Source organism: Bacillus sp. MM2020_4 (assembly GCF_011250555.1).
Classification (GTDB): Bacteria; Bacillota; Bacilli; order Bacillales; family Cytobacillaceae; genus Neobacillus.
This window is the reverse complement of record NZ_JAANMZ010000020.1, coordinates 48,223-70,169: the sequence shown is the minus strand read 5'-3', so window position 1 is coordinate 70,169 and position 21,947 is coordinate 48,223. Positions and strand designations below refer to the sequence as shown.

The 21,947-nt window shown below is 40.5% G+C and carries 18 protein-coding genes; 15 read left to right on the top strand and 3 right to left on the bottom strand.

Annotated elements, in window-relative coordinates; translation table 11 throughout:
* Positions 1-128: 128 nt before the first annotated feature.
* The 9 genes from G6554_RS13840 (at position 129) to G6554_RS13800 (ending at position 10,155) form a co-directional block, all read left to right on the top strand.
* Complete coding sequence (locus tag G6554_RS13840) at positions 129-1,940, top strand: TIGR04190 family B12-binding domain/radical SAM domain protein (protein WP_166242797.1); 1,812 nt, start codon at positions 129-131, stop codon at positions 1,938-1,940.
* Between the two features lie 260 nt (positions 1,941-2,200).
* A complete protein-coding gene (locus tag G6554_RS13835) occupies positions 2,201-2,401 on the top strand; it encodes a cold-shock protein (protein WP_007083969.1) in 201 nt (66 codons plus the stop codon).
* A 346-nt stretch (positions 2,402-2,747) separates the two neighbouring features.
* Complete coding sequence (locus G6554_RS13830; protein ID WP_166242795.1) at positions 2,748-3,893, top strand: exonuclease SbcCD subunit D; 1,146 nt, start codon at positions 2,748-2,750, stop codon at positions 3,891-3,893.
* The gene (locus G6554_RS13825) at positions 3,890-7,027 is read left to right on the top strand and encodes an AAA family ATPase (RefSeq protein WP_166242793.1); all 3,138 of its coding nucleotides are present in this window, start codon (positions 3,890-3,892) and stop codon (positions 7,025-7,027) included. The genes G6554_RS13830 and G6554_RS13825 overlap by 4 nt, the downstream gene beginning before the upstream one ends.
* A 196-nt stretch (positions 7,028-7,223) precedes the next feature.
* Complete coding sequence (locus G6554_RS13820; RefSeq protein WP_166242791.1) at positions 7,224-7,742, top strand: hypothetical protein; 519 nt, start codon at positions 7,224-7,226, stop codon at positions 7,740-7,742.
* Positions 7,743-7,782: 40 nt separating this feature from the next.
* Positions 7,783-8,361: a uracil-DNA glycosylase gene (locus tag G6554_RS13815; RefSeq protein WP_166242789.1), complete on the top strand. Its 579-nt coding sequence runs from the start codon at positions 7,783-7,785 to the stop codon at positions 8,359-8,361.
* 118 nt (positions 8,362-8,479) lie between these two features.
* On the top strand, positions 8,480-9,058 hold the full coding sequence (locus tag G6554_RS13810) for a histidine phosphatase family protein (protein WP_166242825.1): 579 nt from the start codon (positions 8,480-8,482) through the stop codon (positions 9,056-9,058).
* Between the two features lie 102 nt (positions 9,059-9,160).
* Entirely contained in the window at positions 9,161-9,577 is a 417-nt protein-coding gene (locus G6554_RS13805) for a vWA domain-containing protein (RefSeq protein ID WP_374049557.1), read from the top strand.
* Between the two features lie 116 nt (positions 9,578-9,693).
* A complete protein-coding gene (locus G6554_RS13800) occupies positions 9,694-10,155 on the top strand; it encodes a GNAT family N-acetyltransferase (RefSeq protein ID WP_166242785.1) in 462 nt (153 codons plus the stop codon).
* A gap of 23 nt (positions 10,156-10,178) precedes the next feature.
* On the opposite strand, the gene G6554_RS13795 is transcribed toward G6554_RS13800, so the two are convergent.
* Positions 10,179-11,483 (bottom strand): Nramp family divalent metal transporter, encoded by a 1,305-nt coding sequence (locus tag G6554_RS13795; RefSeq protein ID WP_166242783.1) that lies wholly within the window; start codon positions 11,481-11,483, stop codon positions 10,179-10,181.
* 238 nt (positions 11,484-11,721) lie between these two features.
* Between G6554_RS13795 and selB the strand changes: the two genes are divergently transcribed.
* Positions 11,722-13,602 (top strand): selenocysteine-specific translation elongation factor, encoded by a 1,881-nt coding sequence (selB, locus tag G6554_RS13790; protein ID WP_166242781.1) that lies wholly within the window; start codon positions 11,722-11,724, stop codon positions 13,600-13,602.
* 118 nt (positions 13,603-13,720) lie between these two features.
* Here selB and G6554_RS26220 read toward each other — a convergent pair whose 3' ends face one another.
* A complete protein-coding gene (locus tag G6554_RS26220; RefSeq protein WP_166242779.1) occupies positions 13,721-15,181 on the bottom strand; it encodes a TerD family protein in 1,461 nt (486 codons plus the stop codon).
* Positions 15,182-15,374: 193 nt separating this feature from the next.
* On the bottom strand, positions 15,375-16,838 hold the full coding sequence (locus G6554_RS13780; protein WP_166242777.1) for an alanine/glycine:cation symporter family protein: 1,464 nt from the start codon (positions 16,836-16,838) through the stop codon (positions 15,375-15,377).
* 222 nt (positions 16,839-17,060) lie between these two features.
* Between G6554_RS13780 and G6554_RS13775 the strand changes: the two genes are divergently transcribed.
* The 5 genes from G6554_RS13775 to G6554_RS13755 all read left to right on the top strand — a co-directional run bounded on the left by G6554_RS13775 (position 17,061) and on the right by G6554_RS13755 (position 21,914).
* Positions 17,061-18,035 carry an efflux RND transporter periplasmic adaptor subunit gene (locus G6554_RS13775; RefSeq protein WP_166242775.1) on the top strand — a complete coding sequence of 325 codons (975 nt, stop codon included), beginning with the start codon at positions 17,061-17,063 and terminating at the stop codon, positions 18,033-18,035.
* On the top strand, positions 18,035-18,745 hold the full coding sequence (locus G6554_RS13770) for an ABC transporter ATP-binding protein (protein WP_207627624.1): 711 nt from the start codon (positions 18,035-18,037) through the stop codon (positions 18,743-18,745). The genes G6554_RS13775 and G6554_RS13770 overlap by 1 nt, the downstream gene beginning before the upstream one ends.
* A complete protein-coding gene (locus G6554_RS13765; RefSeq protein WP_347564307.1) occupies positions 18,732-19,889 on the top strand; it encodes an ABC transporter permease in 1,158 nt (385 codons plus the stop codon). The genes G6554_RS13770 and G6554_RS13765 overlap by 14 nt, the downstream gene beginning before the upstream one ends.
* Before the next feature lie 87 nt (positions 19,890-19,976).
* Positions 19,977-20,648, top strand: a complete 672-nt coding sequence (locus tag G6554_RS13760) for a response regulator transcription factor (RefSeq protein WP_166242771.1) — start codon at positions 19,977-19,979, stop codon at positions 20,646-20,648.
* 9 nt (positions 20,649-20,657) lie between these two features.
* Positions 20,658-21,914 carry a sensor histidine kinase gene (locus G6554_RS13755; RefSeq protein WP_166242769.1) on the top strand — a complete coding sequence of 419 codons (1,257 nt, stop codon included), beginning with the start codon at positions 20,658-20,660 and terminating at the stop codon, positions 21,912-21,914.
* Positions 21,915-21,947: the final 33 nt, after the last annotated feature.

Sequence of the window (21,947 nt, the reverse complement as noted above, 5' to 3'; positions counted from 1 at the left end):
AAAAACGTATATTGTTATATTTTGGTAATTATCGTTTTTTTGTAATATTTAGCCCGTTTGTTCACCTGGTAAATAGATTACTATTAAAGTAGTAGTTGATATAGAAAAAATAGGGATGGTGATTGACCATGTACGATTTAGTATTGCTTCATCCGCCAACAGTTTATGATTTCCGCAAAGAGATGCTGTTCACCGGCCCGATCAGCGATGTCGTTCCTTCTTCACCGGTGTTTGAAATGTATCCGATTGGTTTAACAAGTATCGGAGATTATTTAGAACGGTTCGGTTTAAAGGTGAAAATCATCAATATCGCTAACCGAATGCTCCTAAATCCAAATTTTGATGTGGAAAAGAAAATTAGAAAAATAAAGACGAAAGCGTTTGGGATTGATCTCCATTGGCTGCCGCATGCACACGGAAGTGTCGAACTTGCAAAGATAATTAAGAAATATCATCCCGATACCCCTGTCATGTTCGGGGGCTTATCCAGCACCTATTTTCACAAGGAGCTCATTGAATATCCTTTTATCGATTTTGTCCTACGCGGGGATACCACCGAAAAACTAATCCTCATGTTGCTGAATCAATTGGCGAAAAACGAAACGGACAGTTTTTATGATATACCGAATTTAACATGGAAAAAGGGTGATTCCTATCATTTTAATGAAATGACCTATGTCACAGATAGTTTGGATGAATTTAATTTACCTGGTTACCGGTATATCATCAGGTCGGTCTTTAAGTATTTTAATCTATTAGACCCGCTGCCATATAAAGGCTGGCTGCAGTATCCAAATACAGCCATTCTGACATCAAAAGGGTGCACGTACAATTGTTTAATTTGTGGCGGTTCCAAAGATGCGTATGACCTTAATTGTAACCGGAAAAAGCTGGTGATGCGCTCGCCTCAAAAGATGCTCGAGGACATCGCGTTAATCCAACGATTTACCAGGGCGCCGATTTTCTTGTTAAACGATATTAGACAGGGTGGAAAAGGGTATGTTGATGAATTTTTAACAGGATTAGAACAGATGGACTTGAAGAATGAAATTGTTTTTGAGCTATTCAATTATGCGGATGAAGAGTTTTTCAAGCGGCTGAACAAAGCAATGCCCAAGTACAGTATTGAATTAACATTAGAGTCGGCAGATGAGGATATTCGAAAATTTAATGGAAAACTGCCATGTACGAATGTGAAGGTAATTGAAATGCTGCAGTATGCACTAAAACATAACTGTGCAAAAATTGATTTATTTTTCATGACGGGAATTCCCAATCAAGATTACGACAGTGCAATAAGGAATGTAGATTTTTGTGAAAATATTCACAATGAATGTGGTGAAGATGTGCGAATCTCGTATTTCGTTGCCCCGCTTTCACCGTTTCTTGATCCCGGGAGCCCTGCATTTGAACATCCGGAGAAATATGGCTATAAAAAATTCTGTCATAAGCTAGAAGACTTCCGGGCGGCCATGAAGCAGCCATCATGGAAAAATATGCTGAGTTATGAAACGAATAAAATGACAAGGGAAGACATCGTGCGTGCTACCTACGATTCAGCGTTAAAATTAAATGAATTTAAATACAAACATCATATCGTTTCAAAGGATGTTCACGATGAGGTAGCAGTTAAAATTGATAAATCAGTCGAATTTCTCAAACGATTAGATGAACTAGCACTATTACCTGATCAAGAACAAAAAAGAGAAATGGCAAAAATTAAGGAAGAGGTCGACAAGATTAATCGACACAGTATTTGTGGTAAGAATGAACTTAAATGGGAGGTGAAAAAGCTCTTTGCCGATTTCCCGTCTTTGACCTACATCGGGATGGAATTACTTGTAAAGGACATCATAAAAGGCATCAAGTGCCGATTAGGAAAAATTGATCGGAATATCGCGGTTATTCCAAACTCACAAAGCAATAATATGGAAAAATAGCAATCTCTCATTTATCCTGAAAAATAGGGGCGAAATGTAGAATTCTGTAGGTTTATGTCACCCTTTCCTTTATTGACTTTTGGGCTATAAATATGGTAAATTATGAGTAGCCGTTGCACGAGATTAGATTTATATTTACACGCTTTGTTCAAAGTTTTAACCGATGTTTGGATGAGGAAATGAAAGTAAAGCTATCACGTTGTAATTTGGTGAATTTACACATGGCTTACGTGTATAAGCCAATAGGAGGATTTTTTTACATGAAAAACGGTAAAGTAAAATGGTTTAACTCAGAAAAAGGTTTCGGATTCATCGAAGCTGAAGACGGAAATGACGTTTTCGTTCATTATTCTGCTATCCAAACAGAAGGTTTCAAAACTTTAGAAGAAGGTCAAGAAGTATCTTTCGAAGTTGTTGAAGGTGCTCGTGGACCACAAGCTGCAAACGTAACTAAAAAGTAAATTTAACCCACTAATGATAACAGCCCGGACAATGTGCCGGGCTGTTTTTTGCTGTCTTTTTTTATAAGGTAAGAAAGTATAAAATTTTTGACTTTGAGAAATGTCTAGCACAAGCGCCCTAGCGGCTAGTGTCCTTCGCGCTCCGCCCTACGATAAGTCAACATCGATTCGCCTCCGGCTCATCGTGTTTCCTTTATCTCAGTTGGAGCGCTCCAGGCCATACGCCGCTGAACAGGGCGCTTGCGCTTTTCGTATAATTTGTTAGGATTTCCCGGCTCGTGATCAGACCTATTTTGCTATAATAGTAGTATTGATAAAACGTAAAAATAGTAATTGGGGTGAAAAGATGAAATTTATCCATACAGCAGATTGGCATTTAGGAAAGCTGGTTCACGGTGTCTATATGACAGAAAATCAACGAGAAGTACTCGAGCAATTCGTCGAAATCGTTGCTGAAGAAAAACCGGATGCAGTGGTTGTTGCCGGTGATCTTTATGATCGATCTGTACCGCCGACAGATGCTGTTGAGTTACTTGATGAAATTCTTTTTAAAATGAATGTCGAGTTGAAAACACCAATTGTAGCAATTGCCGGAAATCATGATAGTGCCGAGCGCCTGTCATTTGGCAGTTCGTGGTATAAGCATAGCCAATTTTATCTCTCGGGTAAATTATCGGACAGCTTTAGACCGGTGCAAATTGGCGGAGTGAATTTTTTCCTTGTACCCTATGCCGAACCCGGAAACGTTCGCCAGCTCCTTGGGGATGAGTCCATCCATTCTCATCAAGATGCAATGAAAGCTCTGATTGGTAAAATGGAGGAATTCATCAACCCGAATGAACCAAACGTCTTGGTTGGACATGCCTTTGTTTTGGGTGGTCAAACCTCAGACTCTGAACGGATATTATCGGTTGGGGGCTCTGGGTGTGTAGGAGCAGAATTGTTTGAACCCTTTTCCTATTCAGCACTTGGCCATCTCCACAGTCCTGATGCCATCAACCATCAAAAAGTCAAATATTCTGGCTCGCTCTTAAAATATTCTTTTTCCGAAGCAAAACAAAAAAAGTCTATTTCTATTGTTGAAATGGATGAAAAAGGAAACTTTACGCACCGCTATCGCTCACTTACGCCAAAACATGATATGCGGGAATTAGAAGGGCATCTAGAGGAGCTGTTGGATCCGCATTTTTATGAAAAAGAACAGCTTCATGACTTTTTAAAAATTACCCTTCTCGATGAAGGTGCGTTGATTGATCCGATTAATAAATTAAGGCAGGTTTATCCGAATGTTCTTCATCTGGAACGGAAGATTGATATCACCGATTTAAAGAAAAAGCAGTCTTTTCATGCCCTCCGAAGCGAGAAAAAGTCAGAAATTGAGTTATTTGAACAATTTTATGCAGAAATGACCACCGCTGAATTTACAGATGATAAGAAAGTGGTAATGGCTGATATTATTGACAAAGTGTTGAGAGAGGGGGGCTTACATTGAAACCATTGAAATTAACAATGCAGGCGTTTGGACCCTATGCTGGCAGGGAAGAGATTGACTTTACTTCATTAGGCAACCGAACGATGTTTGTCATTTCAGGAAAAACTGGAGCAGGCAAGACGACGATTTTTGATGCGATTAGTTATGCGATTTATGGTAAGGCAAGCGGTGAGGATCGTAATGGCCCGGAGCTCCGCAGTCAATTTGCTGCCAATGACTTGTTAACAGAGGTTTCACTAGATTTCTCCTTACGAAACAAGGTGTATTCAATTACTCGGTCCCCACAGCAACCGAAAAAGAAAGACAAGGGTGACGGCTTTACACAGCTTGGAGCAAAGGCCGAATTATATATGTGGAATGAGGAAGGCGAGAAAAACCTGCTGGCAACAAAGATTAGTGATGTAGAGGAAAAGATAAAGGAAATCATGTTAATTGACGCGAATCAGTTCCGGCAAATCTTAATGATTCCGCAAGGAGAATTCCGCAAGCTGTTGACCTCTGACAGTAAGGATAAAGAAGTGATTTTACAGCGACTGTTCCATACCCAGCTCTATAAAATGGTTGAGGACAAGTTAAAGGAAGAAGCGACGGTACTGAAAAAATCGGTTGAAGACCAAGTCCAAGCTCGCAATGAAGCCATTCGCCGTATTCAGGCAGTAACGAATGGAGAGCTCCTTGATTACCTGGAAGCGGGCAGCGTTAATGACACCGTCATTATGCCGCTGTTAGAAGCTGAAATTGTAGGTTTGGCTGAAATGCTTGAACAACTGAATTCCGATTATAGCAACAAGCTTCAGGAGCAGGACCGGTTAAAGGGGCAGTTATTCGAGGCAGAAGCAATCTTGAAACAGCTGCAAACAAGAGATGCATTAAAGAACCAAAAAGGGCAGCTTGAATCCCAAAAGGATTTATTTGTTGAAAAGGAGCTTCAGGTTCAGAATGCGCAAAAGGCTGCACTCCTTGCACAGCAGGAGGAGCTATGCCATCGCTTAAAACGAGATGCTGACAAACTGATGGGTGAAGTCCAAACGATTAAGGAAAGAATAGAAAACTTGGACGTGCTTGGTAGGCAGCATGAGGATGAGCTCCAAAAAGAGGTCAAACGTGAAAACGAGCGGCAGGCTGTCTTAGAAAAAGTAAATCAGTTGCTTAATATAAAAGAGGACGTTTACTCGTATCATGCCTTAGTTAAGGAAACCTCGGTAAAAGCTACACTTTTAAACGCAGCTAAGGAAAAGTTGCAAAAGGCCGAAGGGAATCTGGTTCAAAATGATGAAATAATGAAATCCCTTCGGCTGCAAAAGTCCGAGATTGAAAAAGGGCAGCTAACTTATTTGGAGAATGAGCGGCGAATGGAAAGGCTGCAAACCGAGCTTGACCGCTTTGAAAAATATGAAACGTTCTATGTACGCCACCAGACAGCAGTGGAAAACCTTAAGGCAATTACTGATCGATATGAAAATACGTTCGCAAAATTCATGGATGCCAAGGCACTTGTGGAGGACTTGGAAGGTAAATGGCTTCATGGACAGGCCACCCTCTTAGCTTCAAGACTCCAAACTGGAGAGGCTTGTCCTGTATGCGGCTCTGTGCACCATCCTTCTCCGGCAATAAGGCAGGATGGGAGCATTCCAAATGAACATGACATGAAGACGGCAAAAGAGCTTGCTGCCAAATGGGAAAAGGAAAAGTCTGCAGATGAAGCAAAGCTTTATCAGAGCCAGTCCACAGAAAAGATTCAGAAGGAAGCCCTTGCCGAAATGACAGCAGAAATTCGTGCAGTCCGAGCAGATTTTACCAAAAGCAATCTATCATTTGTGAAAGCTGAAACGATTGCAGCCAAAAACGCACTCAAACAGATTCAAGCCGATCTCGATAAGAAAATCAAACAACTTCATCAAATTAACCAAGAATGGGACAAAAGGGAATCTGATAAAATTTTGTTACAAAACGCAATCCAGCAATTTTCTACTGACGTGACAGAATTGACGGTGCAATACACGGAAAAGAACACGAATTTAACTAGAATGATGGATGTTATCCCTGAGAATTTGCGTTCGGAGGCGGAATACGAAAAGGCTTTTTTTACAGCAAAAAGTCAACATGAAAAATTGGTGAAGCAGTTAGAAGATGCACAGAAAAACTTACAGACAGTGAGAGAGAAGCTATCTACTGAAACGGCTCGATTGAAGGATGCTGAGAAACATTTAGCCGATAAACAACATGAACTTACTCATGAACGAGAAATCTTTATCACAAATTTAGCTGTGCAAGGCTTTGAAAAATATGGCATGTATGCTGCTTCTAAGCGTTCTGAAGAAGAGATACGTGGCCTTGAGGCTGAAATTCGCAGTTATCGTGAAGAGCTGCGTTCGGTTTCGGATAGGTTGAAGGAATTAACGGATTTGTTAGCGGAGGTCAAAACTCCGGATGTTGAAGGATTAAAGACTGAACTTGCGAAACTGGGAATAGCCATCGAAGAAGTAAACCAAAAGAAGAATGATCTTTTTGTTAAAAAGCGTGATAATGAAGAAATTTATAACCGAGTTGAGCAATTGAATGAACGTATGAAGCTTTTAGAGGAACGGTATAAATTAATGGGTCATCTCTATGAAATAACCAAAGGACAAAATAATTTCCGGGTTACGTTTGAACGGTATGTGCTTGCCGCTTTCTTAGATGATATATTGCGAGAAGCCAATGTCCGCTTGCGAAAGATGACTTCCGGACGTTTTCAATTGTTAAGAAAAACGGACCGATCAAAAGGAAATGCCCAAAGCGGCTTGGAATTGCTTATCTTTGACCAATATACTGGTCAGGAACGCCATGTGAGAACCTTATCGGGCGGCGAAAGCTTTAAGGCATCCCTTTCACTTGCATTAGGTCTAGCAGATGTGGTGCAAAACTATGCTGGCGGTGTCTCGTTGGAAACAATGTTTATCGATGAAGGGTTTGGCACGCTTGACCCTGAATCGCTAGACCAAGCGATTGAAGCATTAATGGATATCCAGAGCAGCGGTCGTTTAGTCGGTATTATCTCACACGTCCCGGAATTAAAGGAAAGAATTGATGTCAGACTTGAAGTAATTGCAGGTCAGACAGGCAGCAGAACGGAATTTATGTTTACGAATTAAATGGTATTAAAGAAGCGGATTTCGTCGAGACGAATTCCGCTTCTTTTGGAGTTTTAGCGTTTTTATCACCGAAGGCAGAAAAAATGGCTATGAAGGCATTAATGAGAATAATTAAAAATATTGAAATCTGGTTTGGTATGAATTTCCTAATAATGCAGAATAATATGCTCATAAATTATTAGGGGTGCTCTTTTATATGAAAATTTCAACCATTATGATCGCGGGACTAATTGTGGTTTTTTGCCTTCCTGCTTTGAAATTCCAGGCAGAAGACCTACCGAGCTTATCAGCTGATTGCCTTGAAAATAGGGGAAAACGAGATGTGGAATTTAATAAAGCGATCATGAAAGATATTATTACTGGGCTAGAATTGGACATTGATGATCAAAGTTATACAGAGGTAACAGATAGGGGATTAGATGCTGCTCACCTTATTTATGGTGGAAAAGAACTTGATGAAGTGTATCAATCACTACATCAACAATTCATAGTAGCCTCCCGTGGTAAACCGAGTTTATTTGTCAGGCCATTAGAAGCCTATTTGCTATATAAGCAGCCGGATAATACCAATGTTGCGGTGCATCTAAAGCTTACCAATTTTAAGTGGGAAGTCGTGGAAAAGAAAAAGGCAAAGGGGAACGCTATTAACTATAAACTGTTGAAATGTGAAAAAGAATATCTCAAGAAAAAAAGAGAATACTACAACAAGGACTAATCACTGCCTTTTAGGCCATCTCAGTCTGGAGGAAAGTTGCATGACAGAATTTTGTCCGTCCCTTTGGCCGGAAGAACCAACACCTGAAGACCAAATCAATTGCTGTAAATGCGGCCTAGACAAGCATGGTTCCCGAATGATTTGGGGTGAAGGAAACCCGGAAGCACCAATCATGATTATTTTGGATAATCCCGGCGCACGGGAGGATCGTGAAGGGAACTCCATTGTATGTGGGACAAGGCAAACTTTGCAAAAAGGAGCCAGTGAATTTGGCTTAACGATGGAAGATATATATGTGACCTTTATTTTAAAAAGAAGGCCTGTTCGTGCCTACGAAAAAGAAAAAACAAGGCAGACGTGTATGTGGCATCTTGATCAACAGCTTATGGCAAAAAAGCCAGAGCTCATTTTGTGTTTAGGGAATGTTGCGGTTCAGTCGTTTTTCCAAGACCCTGAGGCGGAAGTCAAGAAACTTCGCGGCACCATTCATCAAGTCCAGGGTTACCCCACTGCGGTAGGCTACCACCCATTAGCAGTTCGACGCAGGCCTAATCTTTGGTCAACATTTGTGGAGGATTGGAAATTAGTTGCGGAACATTATCAAAATAAATTAACATAGAGAATATATAACCAAATGCGATACTTAAATGGAATAAGTGTCGCATTTTCCGTTGGATAAAAAGTATATTAAAATTTTAGAAGAATGAAAGTTTCATTTCTGAAAGGGGAAGTTCAAAATTACAACCATTTGCGTAATTCGTCATGGCGAAACTGATTGGAATGCGATAGGCAGAATTCAAGGAAGTACGGATATTCCGTTAAATGAAAAGGGCGTTCAACAAGCTGAGGAATGTGGCGTGTTCCTAAAACGAACTTCGTGGGATGTCATCATAACAAGTCCTCTAAAAAGGGCGAAGGTAACAGCGGAAATCATTAATAGCAGTATAAATATTCCTCTTGTTGTAATGGAGGAATTTAAGGAAAAATTTTTCGGGGAAGCGGAAGGATTGACTTTTGAGGAAAGGAAGGCGAAATATCCAGACCATCGGTATCCTAATGAAGAAGATGAGTTGTCCCTTTCGAAACGAGTTATGGCAGGTTTGGATAAAATAAAGCAAGAATACCGGGATCAAAAGGTGTTGCTGGTAATACATGGGGCAGTAATAAATTCGATTCTTGCTGAAATATCTAACGGTGAATTGGATTATCGGAAAACTAAGATAGAAAATGCGTGTTTCAATGATATTCACTTCCATGAAAACAGGTGGAAAATCAAAACACTTAATCAGGTTTCACACCTTTCGCAATACTGTTAGTTTCCCCCATAAAGTTAGATTTTCTCTGCCAGTATTATCCGGCTATAATCCATACTTAATAACCTAAAATAAGATGGTTCACTCATTCAAATAAAGGGGTTGATGGGATTGAAATGGCATAAAACTATGCTTTCCATGATCCAACAGCGGCAAGATAAAAAGGTTGCGCTGGCTGTTGATACATCCACGAATGAAGCACCGAGCCTTTTGATCAATAACATAGTGAAACTGTTTGAACAACTGAAACCAGATACGATATTGGTTCAAGCAGATTTCAAAATTCGAAGTATTTCCCCCGTAAAAAGCGATACGATTAAATACTATACGCATGGGAAATCTTCCTATACATTAGTGCTGGAGTGGGCAAAAGAAGAAAACATTGATACCCTGTTTTATATTACAGATGTCACCGGCTTTTTTTCTGAAGAAATGGATAAGGTGGATTTTGAATTATTTTGGCTTGTTCCGGGAGCTATTTTGCCAAGAGTACCGTTTGGAAAAGCTATTAAAGTTGCCTGAAATTTTTTCCTTCCCCCACTTTTTGTGGGGGGTTATTTATGTTTAGTAAAAAGAGGTATTACGATATTGATGGTGAAAAGTAATAATGGGTCAAATAAAAAGAGGAGTTTTAAAGCATGATTAAAGAGATTGATTTACATAAGTGCGACCTTGTCAAGGAATTGTTTGAACTGCAAAAAGCTTCTTATTTAGTAGAGGCAAAGTTAATTAACTTTTTCGATATTCCCCCACTGAAAGAGACAATGGAAGAACTAAAAGGGTGTGGCGAATTATTTTTGGGCTATTTTGAGGACACAAAACTCGTTGGTGCGCTTTCCTATACGATTGAGGGAGAGGAACTGACGATTTGCCGAATGGTCGTCGATCCTACCCATTTTCGTAAAGGAATTGCACAAAGGTTGTTGGAGGAAGTAGAGAAAAAGAATAAAGATTTAAACGTTATTAAAGTATCGACAGGTAAAGACAATCCACCAGCGAAAAAACTGTACCTAAAAAATGGCTATAGGTTGGTTGGCGATATTGAAGTAGTTCCAGGGTTGTTTATAAGTAACTTCAAAAAAACACCATCAAAAAAATGATAGTGTTTTTCCTTTTGTAAATATTACCCCATAATCATCTGAATAACCATCCAAACATTTAATCCGAGAATAATTACTGCAAACAACGATGAAAGAACGGTTGTAATTCGTTTATTCGTCAGCACACCCATGAGGTCTTTCTTTTGTGTGTAGTAGATTAAGGCGATAATTGGAAATGGTAATACAGCACTTAGCACGACTTGGCTAATAATTAATGTTTGAGTTGGATCGACACCAATTGCAACGATAATCACGGTTGGAAGCATGGTGACCAAGCGGCGGATCCATAATGGAATGGTGAATCCCACGAACCCCTGCATGATGACTTGCCCAGCCATAGTACCGACAACAGAACTTGAAACACCCGAAGCAAGTAAAGAAATTAAGAATACACTGGCTGCAGCTGAACCAAGTAATGGTGTTAAGGTATGGTACGCCGTTGTCAGGTCGGCAATATGGCTTTGACCGGATGTATTGAAAACTGATGCCGCCATATACATCATCGCTAAATTGACGAAGCCGGCAAGTGTCATCGCAATCAAGATTTCTTTTGTACTAAACTTTTGAATTTTTATTTTTTCCATATCATTACGAGGAACAATCCGGTTCTGTGTTAAGCTCGAGTGCAAATAAATCGCATGCGGCATAACAGTTGCGCCGATTACTCCGACAGCGAGCATTATGCTTTCACTGTTACCAAGCCATGGTACAACACTATGGTAGGCAATTTGTGAGAAGTCTGGCTTGGAAAGGATTGTTTCCACTAAGTAACAAAGGCCGATTAGCATCGCAAAGGCAGCGATGAATTTTTCTAACGGCCGGAAGCCAAATTTTTCTAACATCAAAATCAAATATGTGACGACACCCGTAATAATGGTAGCAAACAACATGGGAATGCCAGCAAGTAAGTTTAATGCGAGTGTTGCCCCTAAAAATTCGGCAAGGTCTGTTGCCATCGCTGCTAACTCTGAAACAATCCACATGATCATGGTTAGCCATTTCGGCATATGATCCCGGCAAATTTCAGGCAGGCTTTTCCCTGTGGCGATTCCTAGTTTGGCAGACATGTTCTGTAAAAGAAGCGCCATTAAGTTAGCTAACACAATGACCCAAAGCATTTTATAACCAAAGCGGGCACCGCTTTGAATGTTAGTAGCAAAATTTCCCGGATCAACATATGCAATAGATGCGATGAAGGCAGGACCAAGAAACGGCAATAATGCACGAATTCCTTTTACTTTTCCATTTATGGCATCTCTTGCGGCGGATACTGTCCGATCTTCCGTTGCCCGAGCCTTGTCAACTGCAAGTGAATTAGTTTGGCTCATCAGATACCAACCTTTCTTTTGTGTTTTTCGTAGGCGCAAGGTTTGTTCTCTAGTGAACAAAAGTTGCGTAGATGCAAATTTATAAACCCATTATATAAAATTTTGAAAAATTTGTGAATGTTTTTGCCTAAAAAATTATTATTTTTTGTGGTCAGAAATGAATTCAACTATGTTCACTTGAACAAAGTGGCTTTAAAGGCTACAGTAGAATGGTAGAACGATTAAGAAGGTGGCAAGCTTGGAAAAACGATATTTTACCATTGGGATGGCGGGGCATATTGACCATGGAAAAACGTCTTTAACAAAAGCGTTAACCAATGTTGATACGGACCGACTTAAAGAAGAGAAAGAGCGACAAATTTCGATTGAACTCGGATTTGCTCCATTATATGAAGACGATGAAATCCAAATTTCTGTTATTGATGTTCCTGGACATGAACGGTTTATCAGGCAAATGATTGCCGGAGTTGCCGGAATTGATTTGGTGGTGCTGGTCGTTGCGGCAGATGAAGGTGTGATGCCACAGACAAGGGAACATCTGGAAATTCTAAAATTTTTAGGGATAAAAAATGGTGTAATTGCAATCACAAAAATTGACAGAGTAGACGAAGAGTTTATTGAACTGGTCAAGGATGATATTTTAGAAGAGCTAACCGCTACTGTTTTTGAGGACGCTCCATTTGTGCTCGTTGACAGCCTATCAAAAAAAGGAATTAGTGAGATAAAAGACCTAATTATCAAATCCTTAATGGAACAAGAAATGCGTGACGCAAAAGGGGCTTTCCGCCTGCCGATTGATCAAGTGTTCACGGTTAAAGGTCAAGGCACTGTCGTGCGTGGAACGGTTTATGAAGGGACCGTTGAAGAAGGACAAACATTGAAAATAATGCCGACCGGGCTGGAGGTAAGAGCCAGGCAGATACAAGTACACCATAAGCAAGCCCAAAAGGCGTTTGCAGGACAGAGGACCGCAATTAATCTTTCAAATGTATCAAGGGAAGATTTAGAACGGGGAGATGTCCTTGTTTCGTCCGAACATTTTATTGTGACGAAAACAGTAGATGTGGCGATTCGGGTAGTTGAGGATCTTGAACATCTGGTCAAGCAACGGATGCCAATTAAGCTTCATATTGGCACGGCGGAGGTAATGGGACGGATTGTATTCTTTGACCGTAATGAAATTAAAGAAGAAAATGGCGAGATTCTTTGTCAGTTGCGACTCGAGGAGGAAATACTGACGAAACGCGGCGATCGCTTCATTTTACGGAGACCAAGCCCTCAAGAAACAATTGGCGGCGGCTGGGTTATTGACCCACGTGGAAATAAGTATCGCTTCGGAAATCAGACTGTTGAAGAGCTTGAGAAGAAAAAGGTTGGTACACCAAAGGAACGAATAACGGCAGCATTAGTGGAAGGGAAAAGCCTCCCGATACATGAGTTAATCAAACGGACAGCACTTGATGAGGAAGTATTAAAGGAGCAATTGACAGATGCCGAATTTGTTTTATTTAATGGAAAAGAGTATACACTTCAATCAATAATCAATTCCATCGAAGAAGATGTATTTGATAGATTACAGGAATTCCATCTGGCTTATTCAATGAAAACAGGAGTAAACAAGGCAGAGCTATTACATATTTTACAAAAAAAGTTCCCTAAATCCTTGCTTGATTTTGTCGTAGAAAACGGGATCATAAATCGAATTTTTAAGCGGAAAGAACAATTCGTATCCCTAAAATCCTTTGTTCCCCATGTCCCGAAAAGCTGGGAAAAGCGGACCGACAACTTGCTAATGGAATTAAAAAAGGATGGGCTTATGGTCCGGTATCTTAAGGATTATTTTTCTTCTGCAGGGATTCCAAATAACTTGGAGTTTGACTTAAAGAGATTCCTTGAAGACCAGGCATTAATCGTTCAGCTAGATGAGCAATTTGCCTATTTTGGGGACGTTTTCAGGGAAGCAGTTGATAAACTTCGGAGTCGAACAGGTACTGAATTTGAAGTCGGTGATGCAAAGGAAATTCTTGGCCTTTCAAGAAAATACATGATTCCATTTTTAGAAAGATTAGATGCTCAGGGTCTTACAAAGAGGGTAGAAAATAAACGTGTTTGGCAATAAGAAGAGCGAAGTACACTAGCTAATGGCGACTGGAGCTGGACGTTTCTCAATGTCGAAATCTATCCTATCCCAAAATAGTAAAAGCCCCATTTCCTAGCTGGAAATAGGGCTTATTTCATTACGAAAGAAATTCAGCTGGGTTTAGGCCAAGCTCCCTGCAGATATCTGCAACCATCTGTTGTTCATTGGGGTCGAAGTTACCATCTGCATAGCCAATTGCAATGCAATAGCGGGCAACTAATCGCGCTATTTCGGGCTTAGTTCTTATCTTCCCAAGGGCACGAAATGCTTCGGCGCGACCCAACATGCGGTCATTTTCCATTTTTGTAATGAATAAATTGAATTTCTGAATGACCTTATTTGTATCGAATACGCGTAATTCTTCACTTTGATGAACAAATTCGAGCATTTTCTGCCGTTCTGCCGCGTCTAGATAACCGTCGGCCATGGCGACTAAAGCACAGGCAGCAACAACGGCATCTAGTACGTCCTGGCTTTTATAACGATTGAATACATCCTGTGCTTTTCGCTTTTGATTGTTTGCCCATTCGGCATAATCTGTTTGCGAAGGAGACCAATTATTACCACAGCTATTACAGCTGAACTTTAATTGATTCTGGCCAATAAACCCCCCAAGTAAACCGACCGGTCCTAGGATTAACCCGCCTATAGCTGCCTTACCAAGACCAAATCCCTTTTTCCCGGTTCGAACATTTGTTGAATGGCAGCGCGGGCACATTATATCGTCACCGCCATAAGTTTGACGGGAGTTAGAAGTCGATGGGTATGCCGTCTGTGATGGATACCCATAGGCCGGCTGCTGGTGGGAGCTATTACCTGGCTGGTTCTGTTGATATGGATAGCTAGTTTGGTTTTGCTGATAAGGGTCATATTGGTTCACATGACTTTGCTGAAATGAATTATTTGGTTGAAAAGAGTTAGTAGGAATTTGATTTTGTTGATAATTTGGCTGTTGAGTTGCTGCTGATGTATTTGCAGGTGGATCATCCACTGTTATCCCAAAGTTGCGGCACAAGGCGGCTAATCCACCTTGAAAACCACTTGCGATTGCATTGAATTTCCATTCGCCATTATGACGGTATACTTCAGCTGCAATAATTGCTGTTTCCACCGTAAGGTTCCTGCCTAAGTTAAACCGCAATAATTCTTCATTCGTCAGCTCATTAAAAATACGAACATAAGATTCTGTTATTTGTCCGAAATTTTGCTGTTTGACCTGTGCATCGTGAATCGTAATCGTAAATGCAATTCGGTGAATATGAGCGGGTACTTTCTTCAAATCAATTCTGATCTGTTCATCATCATTGACACCCGAACCAATTCTGCTGTCACCGCTATAAATGATTGAACCATTTCCCCCGTTAGGATTGTTATAAAAAACAAAGTCCTGGTCACTGTTTACTTTTCCAGATTCGCCTAATAAAAATGCTGAGGCATCCAAATCAAAGTTGGAACTGAGATTGCTGCCATTCCAGCCCAAACCGACAACAACATTTTGCAAGCCGGGATGTGATTTCGTTAAGTCAACCTTTTGTCCTTTACTAAGTGTAACACCCACACTTGTCACTCCTTATCCATATCTGTTTTTATGTAGATTATAATGCAATTTTTGAAAAGGGAAAAACTTCAAGATTAAGAAAATAATTTACTGCTCTTTAATTGTACGAGATAGGGGACAAAAAGTTTCACTTTTGAAACGAAATAAGGGACTAACCGTAAAACGTTAGTCCCTTAAACAAGTAGGACAAGCATCAGCCTGTTTTTTCTTCTTTTTCAACTGGTGGCACATATTCATGCTCCCAGAAGTCTGCATCTTTAATCCCTAGTTTTACAGGATCAAAAACAGGATCCTTTCCATCTTTAAGCTGTGCTTCATAGTCTTTAAGAACCCTCAACGCTGGTTTGGTCAAAAGAAGAATCGCGATAATATTTAACCATGCCATACTTCCGACACCAATGTCACCTAACGTCCAGGCGAGACCTGCTGTTTTCACACAGCCGTAGAATACCATTCCTAAGATTGCTACCTTAAGAATATATTCTGTCCAAACACGTTTTACTTTTTTATTAATATAGGCAAGGTTTGTTTCTGCCATATAGTAATAAGCCATGATGGTGGTGAAAGCGAAGAATAATAGGGCAATTGCAACAAATGGAGCACCAAAACCTGGAAGAACAGATTCAACCGCAGCCTGTGTATAGCCAGGACCTGGTTCCACATCAGCAAGTTTTGTGACAATTGCTTTTCCGCCTTCAGGAACTACATTGTACATGCCAGTAATCAGAATCATAAACGCTGTAGCAGAACACACGAATAAGGTATCAATATAGACTGAAAATGCCTGAACGATCCCTTGTTTAGCAGGGTGTGATACCTCAGCCGCTGCTGCAGCATGTGGAGCCGTACCTTGTCCAGCTTCGTTAGAATAAATTCCACGCTTAACGCCCCAAGAAATAGCTGCACCTAGGATACCGCCAAAAGCAGCGTCCGCGCCAAATGCACTTGAGAAAATTAGTTTTAATACGCCTGGAAGTTCAGAAATGTTTAAGATTGTAATAAGAAGTGCGACAATGATATAGCCTAGTGCCATGAATGGAACGACAAATTCAGCCACGCGAGCAATCCGTTTAACTCCACCGAAGATGATAATCGCCAGGGCGATAACCAAAACTCCTCCAGTGATTACTGGTGTAATACCGAAAGCGTTTTCAACACTTAATGCAATACTATTTGCTTGTACACCAGGTAGTAGAACACCTGTTGCAATAACAGTAACAATCGCGAATAAAACCGCGTACCATTTCATTTTCAAGCCTTTTTCTATGTAATAGGCAGGGCCCCCTCGAAATTGGCCATCTTGTTTTACTTTGTACACTTGTCCTAAAGCTGCCTCAACGAATGCTGATCCCGCACCTAGAAAGGCAATTGCCCACATCCAGAAAACGGCACCCGGTCCTCCGAAAGCAATAGCTGTTGCAACACCGGCGATATTACCAGTTCCAACTCGTCCCGATAATGCAAGGGTTAATGCTTGAAATGATGAAATACCAGCCTCTGACTTCCCACCTTTAAACATTAAAGGAATAATGTCTTTCATGTGCCTAACTTGAAGAAATCTGGTTGCAAGTGAATAAAATAATCCTACTCCTAAGCATAAATAAATAAGCGCTGGACTCCAAATAACCCCACTTAACCAATTAACAAAATTTTCCATAAATTTCCCCCTTTATTCTTTATGTTTCTTATTATATAACAGAATATTATACAAAAGAAAGAATTTTTTCAATTATTAATTATTTCACCATACTAAAGCGTTAGACTACTATAACATCCCAACTTTTCCTTTAAGGAAAAGTTAAGGAACAAACTGAATAATGGGCTTATTCTAAAACACATTCTGGCATGATGACCAGGATTAGAAAAGGAGTAAGCATAGATGAAAAAATGGATTTTAATAGGAGTAGGGGTTCTGGTAGTTGGTTTTGTCGGCTATCAATGGTATTCCTCAAAAACAAATGCCCAAACCACTACGTCTCAAGGGAGAACGGCAGTTGTTCAAAAAGGGAAGTTGGAAGTTAATATTAGCGGATCAGGAACAGTTCAACCGGTCATAAGTGCAGATATTAAATCAATTAGCAATAATGAGGAAATTGATGAAGTGTTAGTGGCAACGGGCGAGGAAGTAAAGGAAGGGGACGAACTGATTACCTTTACAGATGGCAGTGATCCAATTACAGCACCTGCTACCGGGAGAATTACTACTATTTCCGTAGCTGCTGGCGAGCGTGTTACTTCCGGACAAGTTGTTGCGCATGTGACAAACTATCAAGACTTACAAACATTGGTTCAAATTGATGAGCTTGATATTAGTAAAATTAAAGAAGGTCAAGTTGTTAATGTAAAGGTAAATGCTTCTCCGGATCACACATATACGGGAAAAGTATCGGCGGTTGCTGATGAAGGTATATCCACTAATGGGGTATCGACATTTGATGTCACCATTCATATTGATAACGCTGAAAGCCTCAAAGTCGGAATGAGTGTCGAAGCAAGTATTCTAACAGCAAGTAAAGAGGATGCTCTTTATGTTCCTCTAGATGCAATTCACACTGCCAATGGTGAAAAATATGTTCTTGCAGTTTCATCCGGATCTGATAACCAGACCATTGGAAGTGAGCAAAAAGTTGTGAAGACAGGCCTAGCAAATGAAGATTACGTTGAAATTACTGAAGGTATTTCAGCAGGAGATACGATTCAATTACCTCAATTGGCTTCAGGGAACTCCACCAATAATTCCCGCAGAATGATGCAAGGCGGTTTTGGCGGCGGTATGGGAGGTATGGGAAACATGGGCGGAATGAACCGTAATGGAGGTGGACCCGGACAAGTGAGTGGAAGGAGTGGAAACTAATGGGTAGACCAATCATTCAAATAAGTAATCTCATGAAAACCTATATGCCTGGTGGTGAAACGGTACATGCCTTACATGATGTATCAATTGAGATAGAAAAAGGTGAGTTTTTAGCCATTATTGGCCCATCTGGATCGGGAAAATCGACGCTCATGAATATGATTGGCTGCCTTGATAGGCCACAATCAGGTAAATATCTCCTCGATGGTAAGGATATTGGGAAAATGAATGATAACCAATTAGCCATTATTCGTAATCAGAAAATCGGCTTTGTTTTTCAAAACTTTAATCTGTTAACGAAATTAACTGCGCTTGAAAATGTGGAATTACCGTTGCTGTACTCCGGTGTACCAGCAAAGGAACGACGCGAACGGGCCTTGGGCGGCTTAACCAAAGTTGGGTTGCAAGAGCGGGCGGGTCATTTACCAACCCAGCTTTCAGGCGGTCAGCAACAAAGGGTAGCCATAGCAAGGGCCCTTGTTAGCAATCCGGCTATTCTCCTTGCAGATGAACCCACCGGTGCACTCGATAGCAAAACAAGTAAGGAAATTTTAAAAGTCATGAAAGAATTGAATGAATTGGGCCATACGATTATTTTAATTACTCATGATTTAGCAATTGCCAAACAAGCGAATCGAATGGTAAGCATTCAAGATGGGCAATTGCAGGAGAGTGGAGGTGAACACATTGGGAGTCGTGCAATCTATTAAAATGGCTCTGCGTAGTATAAAGGGGAACAAACTCAGATCTGCTCTAACAATGCTCGGGATGATTATCGGGGTTTCTTCGGTTATCATTCTCGTTTCGATAGCCCAGGGATCGGCACGAAATGTAACTAGTCAAATCAATCAGCTAGGAACGAATCTACTAACAATCAATACGTTTGGAACGGATGTAGCCCTAACAGAGGATAAAATTAGTGCGTTGAGTAAATTAGACGGCGTCAAAGCGGTGTCACCGGTCGTCTCAGGACGTGTGAATGTGAAAAAAGATCGGACAACCTCACAAGTTACCTTGACTGGGACGAATGCTGACTACTCGACTGTTCGAGATACATCGGTAAGTGCGGGCCGTTTTATTACCGATCTTGATATGGAGTACCGGCAAAAGATTGTCGTTCTTGGTGCGGATACTGCTTCTACATTTTTTGGAACTGAAAACCCCGTGGGGCAATATCTCCAAATAGAAGGAACATCGTTTAAGGTTGTAGGGGTGCTGGTTTCTAAAGGTAGTTCAATGGGACAGAGCGGGGACAATGTTGTCATTGTACCACTTAGCTCAGGTCAGCGCTTAGTAAAAAGTTCGACAATCAATCAGGTCTATTTACAGGGGAAAAGCGAGGATCAAATGGATTTTGTGATGAATGAGATTAAAATGACAATGGCTTCACTTTATCCAAATAAGAGTGATTCCTATAGTGTGACAAACCAGCAAGATATCATGGACACGATGAGTTCTGTTTCGGATACCATGACGATGATGTTGGGAGGTATTGCCAGCATTTCCTTGCTTGTTGGCGGGATCGGCATCATGAATATCATGCTCGTTTCTGTTTCGGAACGGACAAAGGAAATTGGAATTAGAAAAGCAATTGGCGCGAAAAGACGGGATGTCCTTCTTCAATTTTTGATTGAAGCGGTTGTGTTAAGTGGTGTCGGAGGAATCATTGGCATAATAGCGGGGGTTGGCTTAGGGAAAATATTATCAACACTATTAAGGTTGAGCGTTTCATTTTCTTCTTCCGTCCTTTTATTGTCCTTTTTATTCTCGCTAGTTGTCGGAGTTGTATTTGGGGTATTTCCTGCAAATAAAGCTTCAAAACTAAATCCAATTCAAGCTCTAAGATATGAATAGAGCAGGTATAAGGCGGATCGCTACTATTGCGTCCGCTTTATTTCCGATATAATGATGTGAATTCCCTTTTATAAAGGAGAGGTAGAAATGCGTTTATTAGTAGTTGAAGACAATCTTCCCTTACTTGAGTCCATTGTCCAGCTTTTATCAGATGAATTTGAGGTCGATCAAGCCTCAAACGGGGAAGATGCATTATTTCTAGCGATGCAAAATATTCATGATGCCATTCTTTTGGATGTGATGATTCCGGAAATTGATGGCTTTGAGGTCTTGCAAACGATCCGAAAAGAAGGATTAAAGATACCTGTTTTATTCCTTACCGCTAGAGATTCTTTAGAGGATCGCGTGAAGGGGTTAGACAGTGGGGGCGATGATTACTTAGTTAAGCCGTTTCAGGCAGCAGAGTTAAAGGCAAGAATTCGGGCATTGTTAAGAAGAAGTGGCAGTTTAACCACAAATCAAACGATTCAATATCGGGGAATTGAGCTAATGGGTAAGGAACGAGATATTTTAGTTGATGGCGAGTCGATAAAACTGACTGCCAAGCAATATGTGCTCCTGGAATATTTGATCCAAAATAAAGGAGCTATTTTAACGAAAGAGCAAATTTATGATCGTGTATGGGGGTTTGACTCTGATACCACCGTTGCGATTGTAGAAGTGTTTGTGCATCATCTTCGGAAAAAATTAGAACCCTTTGGGTATCATACCGATATAAAAACGGTCCGCGGCGTCGGCTATATGTTGAATGTAGAATAGGAGCAGCAAATGTTTCGTCAAACACATATCAGGCTTACATGGTTAAATTCATTGGTCTTTATAGTTGTAATTAGTATCCTAGGATGCATTATTTATTTTTATACCGATAATAAACTGTATAAGGATGTAAATCATTCCTTACTTGAATCTGTTAATCATTTTCAACAATTGTCAAAAGGTCCGGGAGATATTCGCGGTGGCGATGGGGATCCTCGATTTGTTAGAAGAGACCCAAGAATTATTACTTTAATATGGGATGATAATAATCGGCTTTTAGCGGGAGAAACAAGGGATTCTCAACTTTTTCAAGATAATGAGGAACTCGTCCATCCAAAAAAATTAAACAGCTTGCAGGATATAGAGGTTGAACACTTTTCGTTTCGATATGTTGCCATCGAGGTAGTAAGTCCTGAACTTGGAAACGTGACTGTTCAATTTATTCGCAATGTAAATTCGGAAAAAGAATTATTGGACAGACTGTTGTTGATTATGCTGATTGGTTGTGGTGTGGGAATCATTTGTGCTGTTGCCTCGGGTTATTTCTTAGCCGGAAGGGCATTGGTTCCGATTAAAAATGCCTGGCAAAAGCAGCAGGAGTTTGTATCGGATGCCTCGCACGAGCTACGGACGCCTCTAGCGGTTATTCAGGCTAAAACTGATTTGCTATTAAGGGCGCCATTTGCCACTGTACAGGAAAAAATTCTTGATGTTTCGACGATTTCAAATGAATCAAGAAGACTTTCGAAACTAGTAACCAATTTATTAACCCTAGCCAGATCTGATTCTGATCAAATTGAAATGAAAAAGTCGCTCTTCCAACTGGATAGTCTTTTAACGGAAATCATGCATCACTACGAAGAAATAGCGATGTATCAAGAAAAGTCACTTCGGATAGAGGCGCTTGAGCCTGTTACAATTTTTGCAGATAAAGAAAGAATTCATCAATTGATTGTTATTCTAGTAGATAACGCTCTAAAGTATACAAAAGAGGGCGGCGAAATCGTGCTAACGTGCAAGCAAAGTCATTCTTCGATTTTCTTTCAGGTAAAGGATAACGGGATGGGTATACCTGAAAAAGATATCCCAAAAATCTTTGACCGTTTCTATCAAAGTGATAAGACGCGGACAGCGGCTGAAGGAACAGGGCTTGGACTATCGATTGCCAAATGGATCATCGAGAAGCATCACGGAAAAACAAAAGTGCAGAGCACGGTTGGTCTCGGAACAACAATTGAAATCACGTTTCCAAAAGCCCAAAAAAGATAGTAATTGGGCTTTTTTTTAAGATTATCTTAAGGA

Bases quoted from the DNA above. Each gene is read 5' to 3' on its own strand.
- G6554_RS13815 (WP_166242789.1), top strand. From the start codon at position 7,783: ATGACAGAATTTTGTCCGTCCCTTTGGCCGGAAGAACCAACACCTGAA.
- G6554_RS13820 (WP_166242791.1), top strand. From the start codon at position 7,224: ATGAAAATTTCAACCATTATGATCGCGGGACTAATTGTGGTTTTTTGC.
- G6554_RS13775 (WP_166242775.1), top strand. From the start codon at position 17,061: ATGAAAAAATGGATTTTAATAGGAGTAGGGGTTCTGGTAGTTGGTTTT.
- G6554_RS13780 (WP_166242777.1), bottom strand. From the start codon at position 16,838: ATGGAAAATTTTGTTAATTGGTTAAGTGGGGTTATTTGGAGTCCAGCG.
- G6554_RS13795 (WP_166242783.1), bottom strand. From the start codon at position 11,483: ATGAGCCAAACTAATTCACTTGCAGTTGACAAGGCTCGGGCAACGGAA.
- G6554_RS13840 (WP_166242797.1), top strand. From the start codon at position 129: ATGTACGATTTAGTATTGCTTCATCCGCCAACAGTTTATGATTTCCGC.
- G6554_RS13800 (WP_166242785.1), top strand. From the start codon at position 9,694: ATGATTAAAGAGATTGATTTACATAAGTGCGACCTTGTCAAGGAATTG.
- G6554_RS13755 (WP_166242769.1), top strand. From the start codon at position 20,658: ATGTTTCGTCAAACACATATCAGGCTTACATGGTTAAATTCATTGGTC.
- G6554_RS13770 (WP_207627624.1), top strand. From the start codon at position 18,035: ATGGGTAGACCAATCATTCAAATAAGTAATCTCATGAAAACCTATATG.
- G6554_RS13805 (WP_374049557.1), top strand. From the start codon at position 9,161: ATGGGATTGAAATGGCATAAAACTATGCTTTCCATGATCCAACAGCGG.
- G6554_RS13760 (WP_166242771.1), top strand. From the start codon at position 19,977: ATGCGTTTATTAGTAGTTGAAGACAATCTTCCCTTACTTGAGTCCATT.
- G6554_RS13835 (WP_007083969.1), top strand. From the start codon at position 2,201: ATGAAAAACGGTAAAGTAAAATGGTTTAACTCAGAAAAAGGTTTCGGA.
- G6554_RS13830 (WP_166242795.1), top strand. From the start codon at position 2,748: ATGAAATTTATCCATACAGCAGATTGGCATTTAGGAAAGCTGGTTCAC.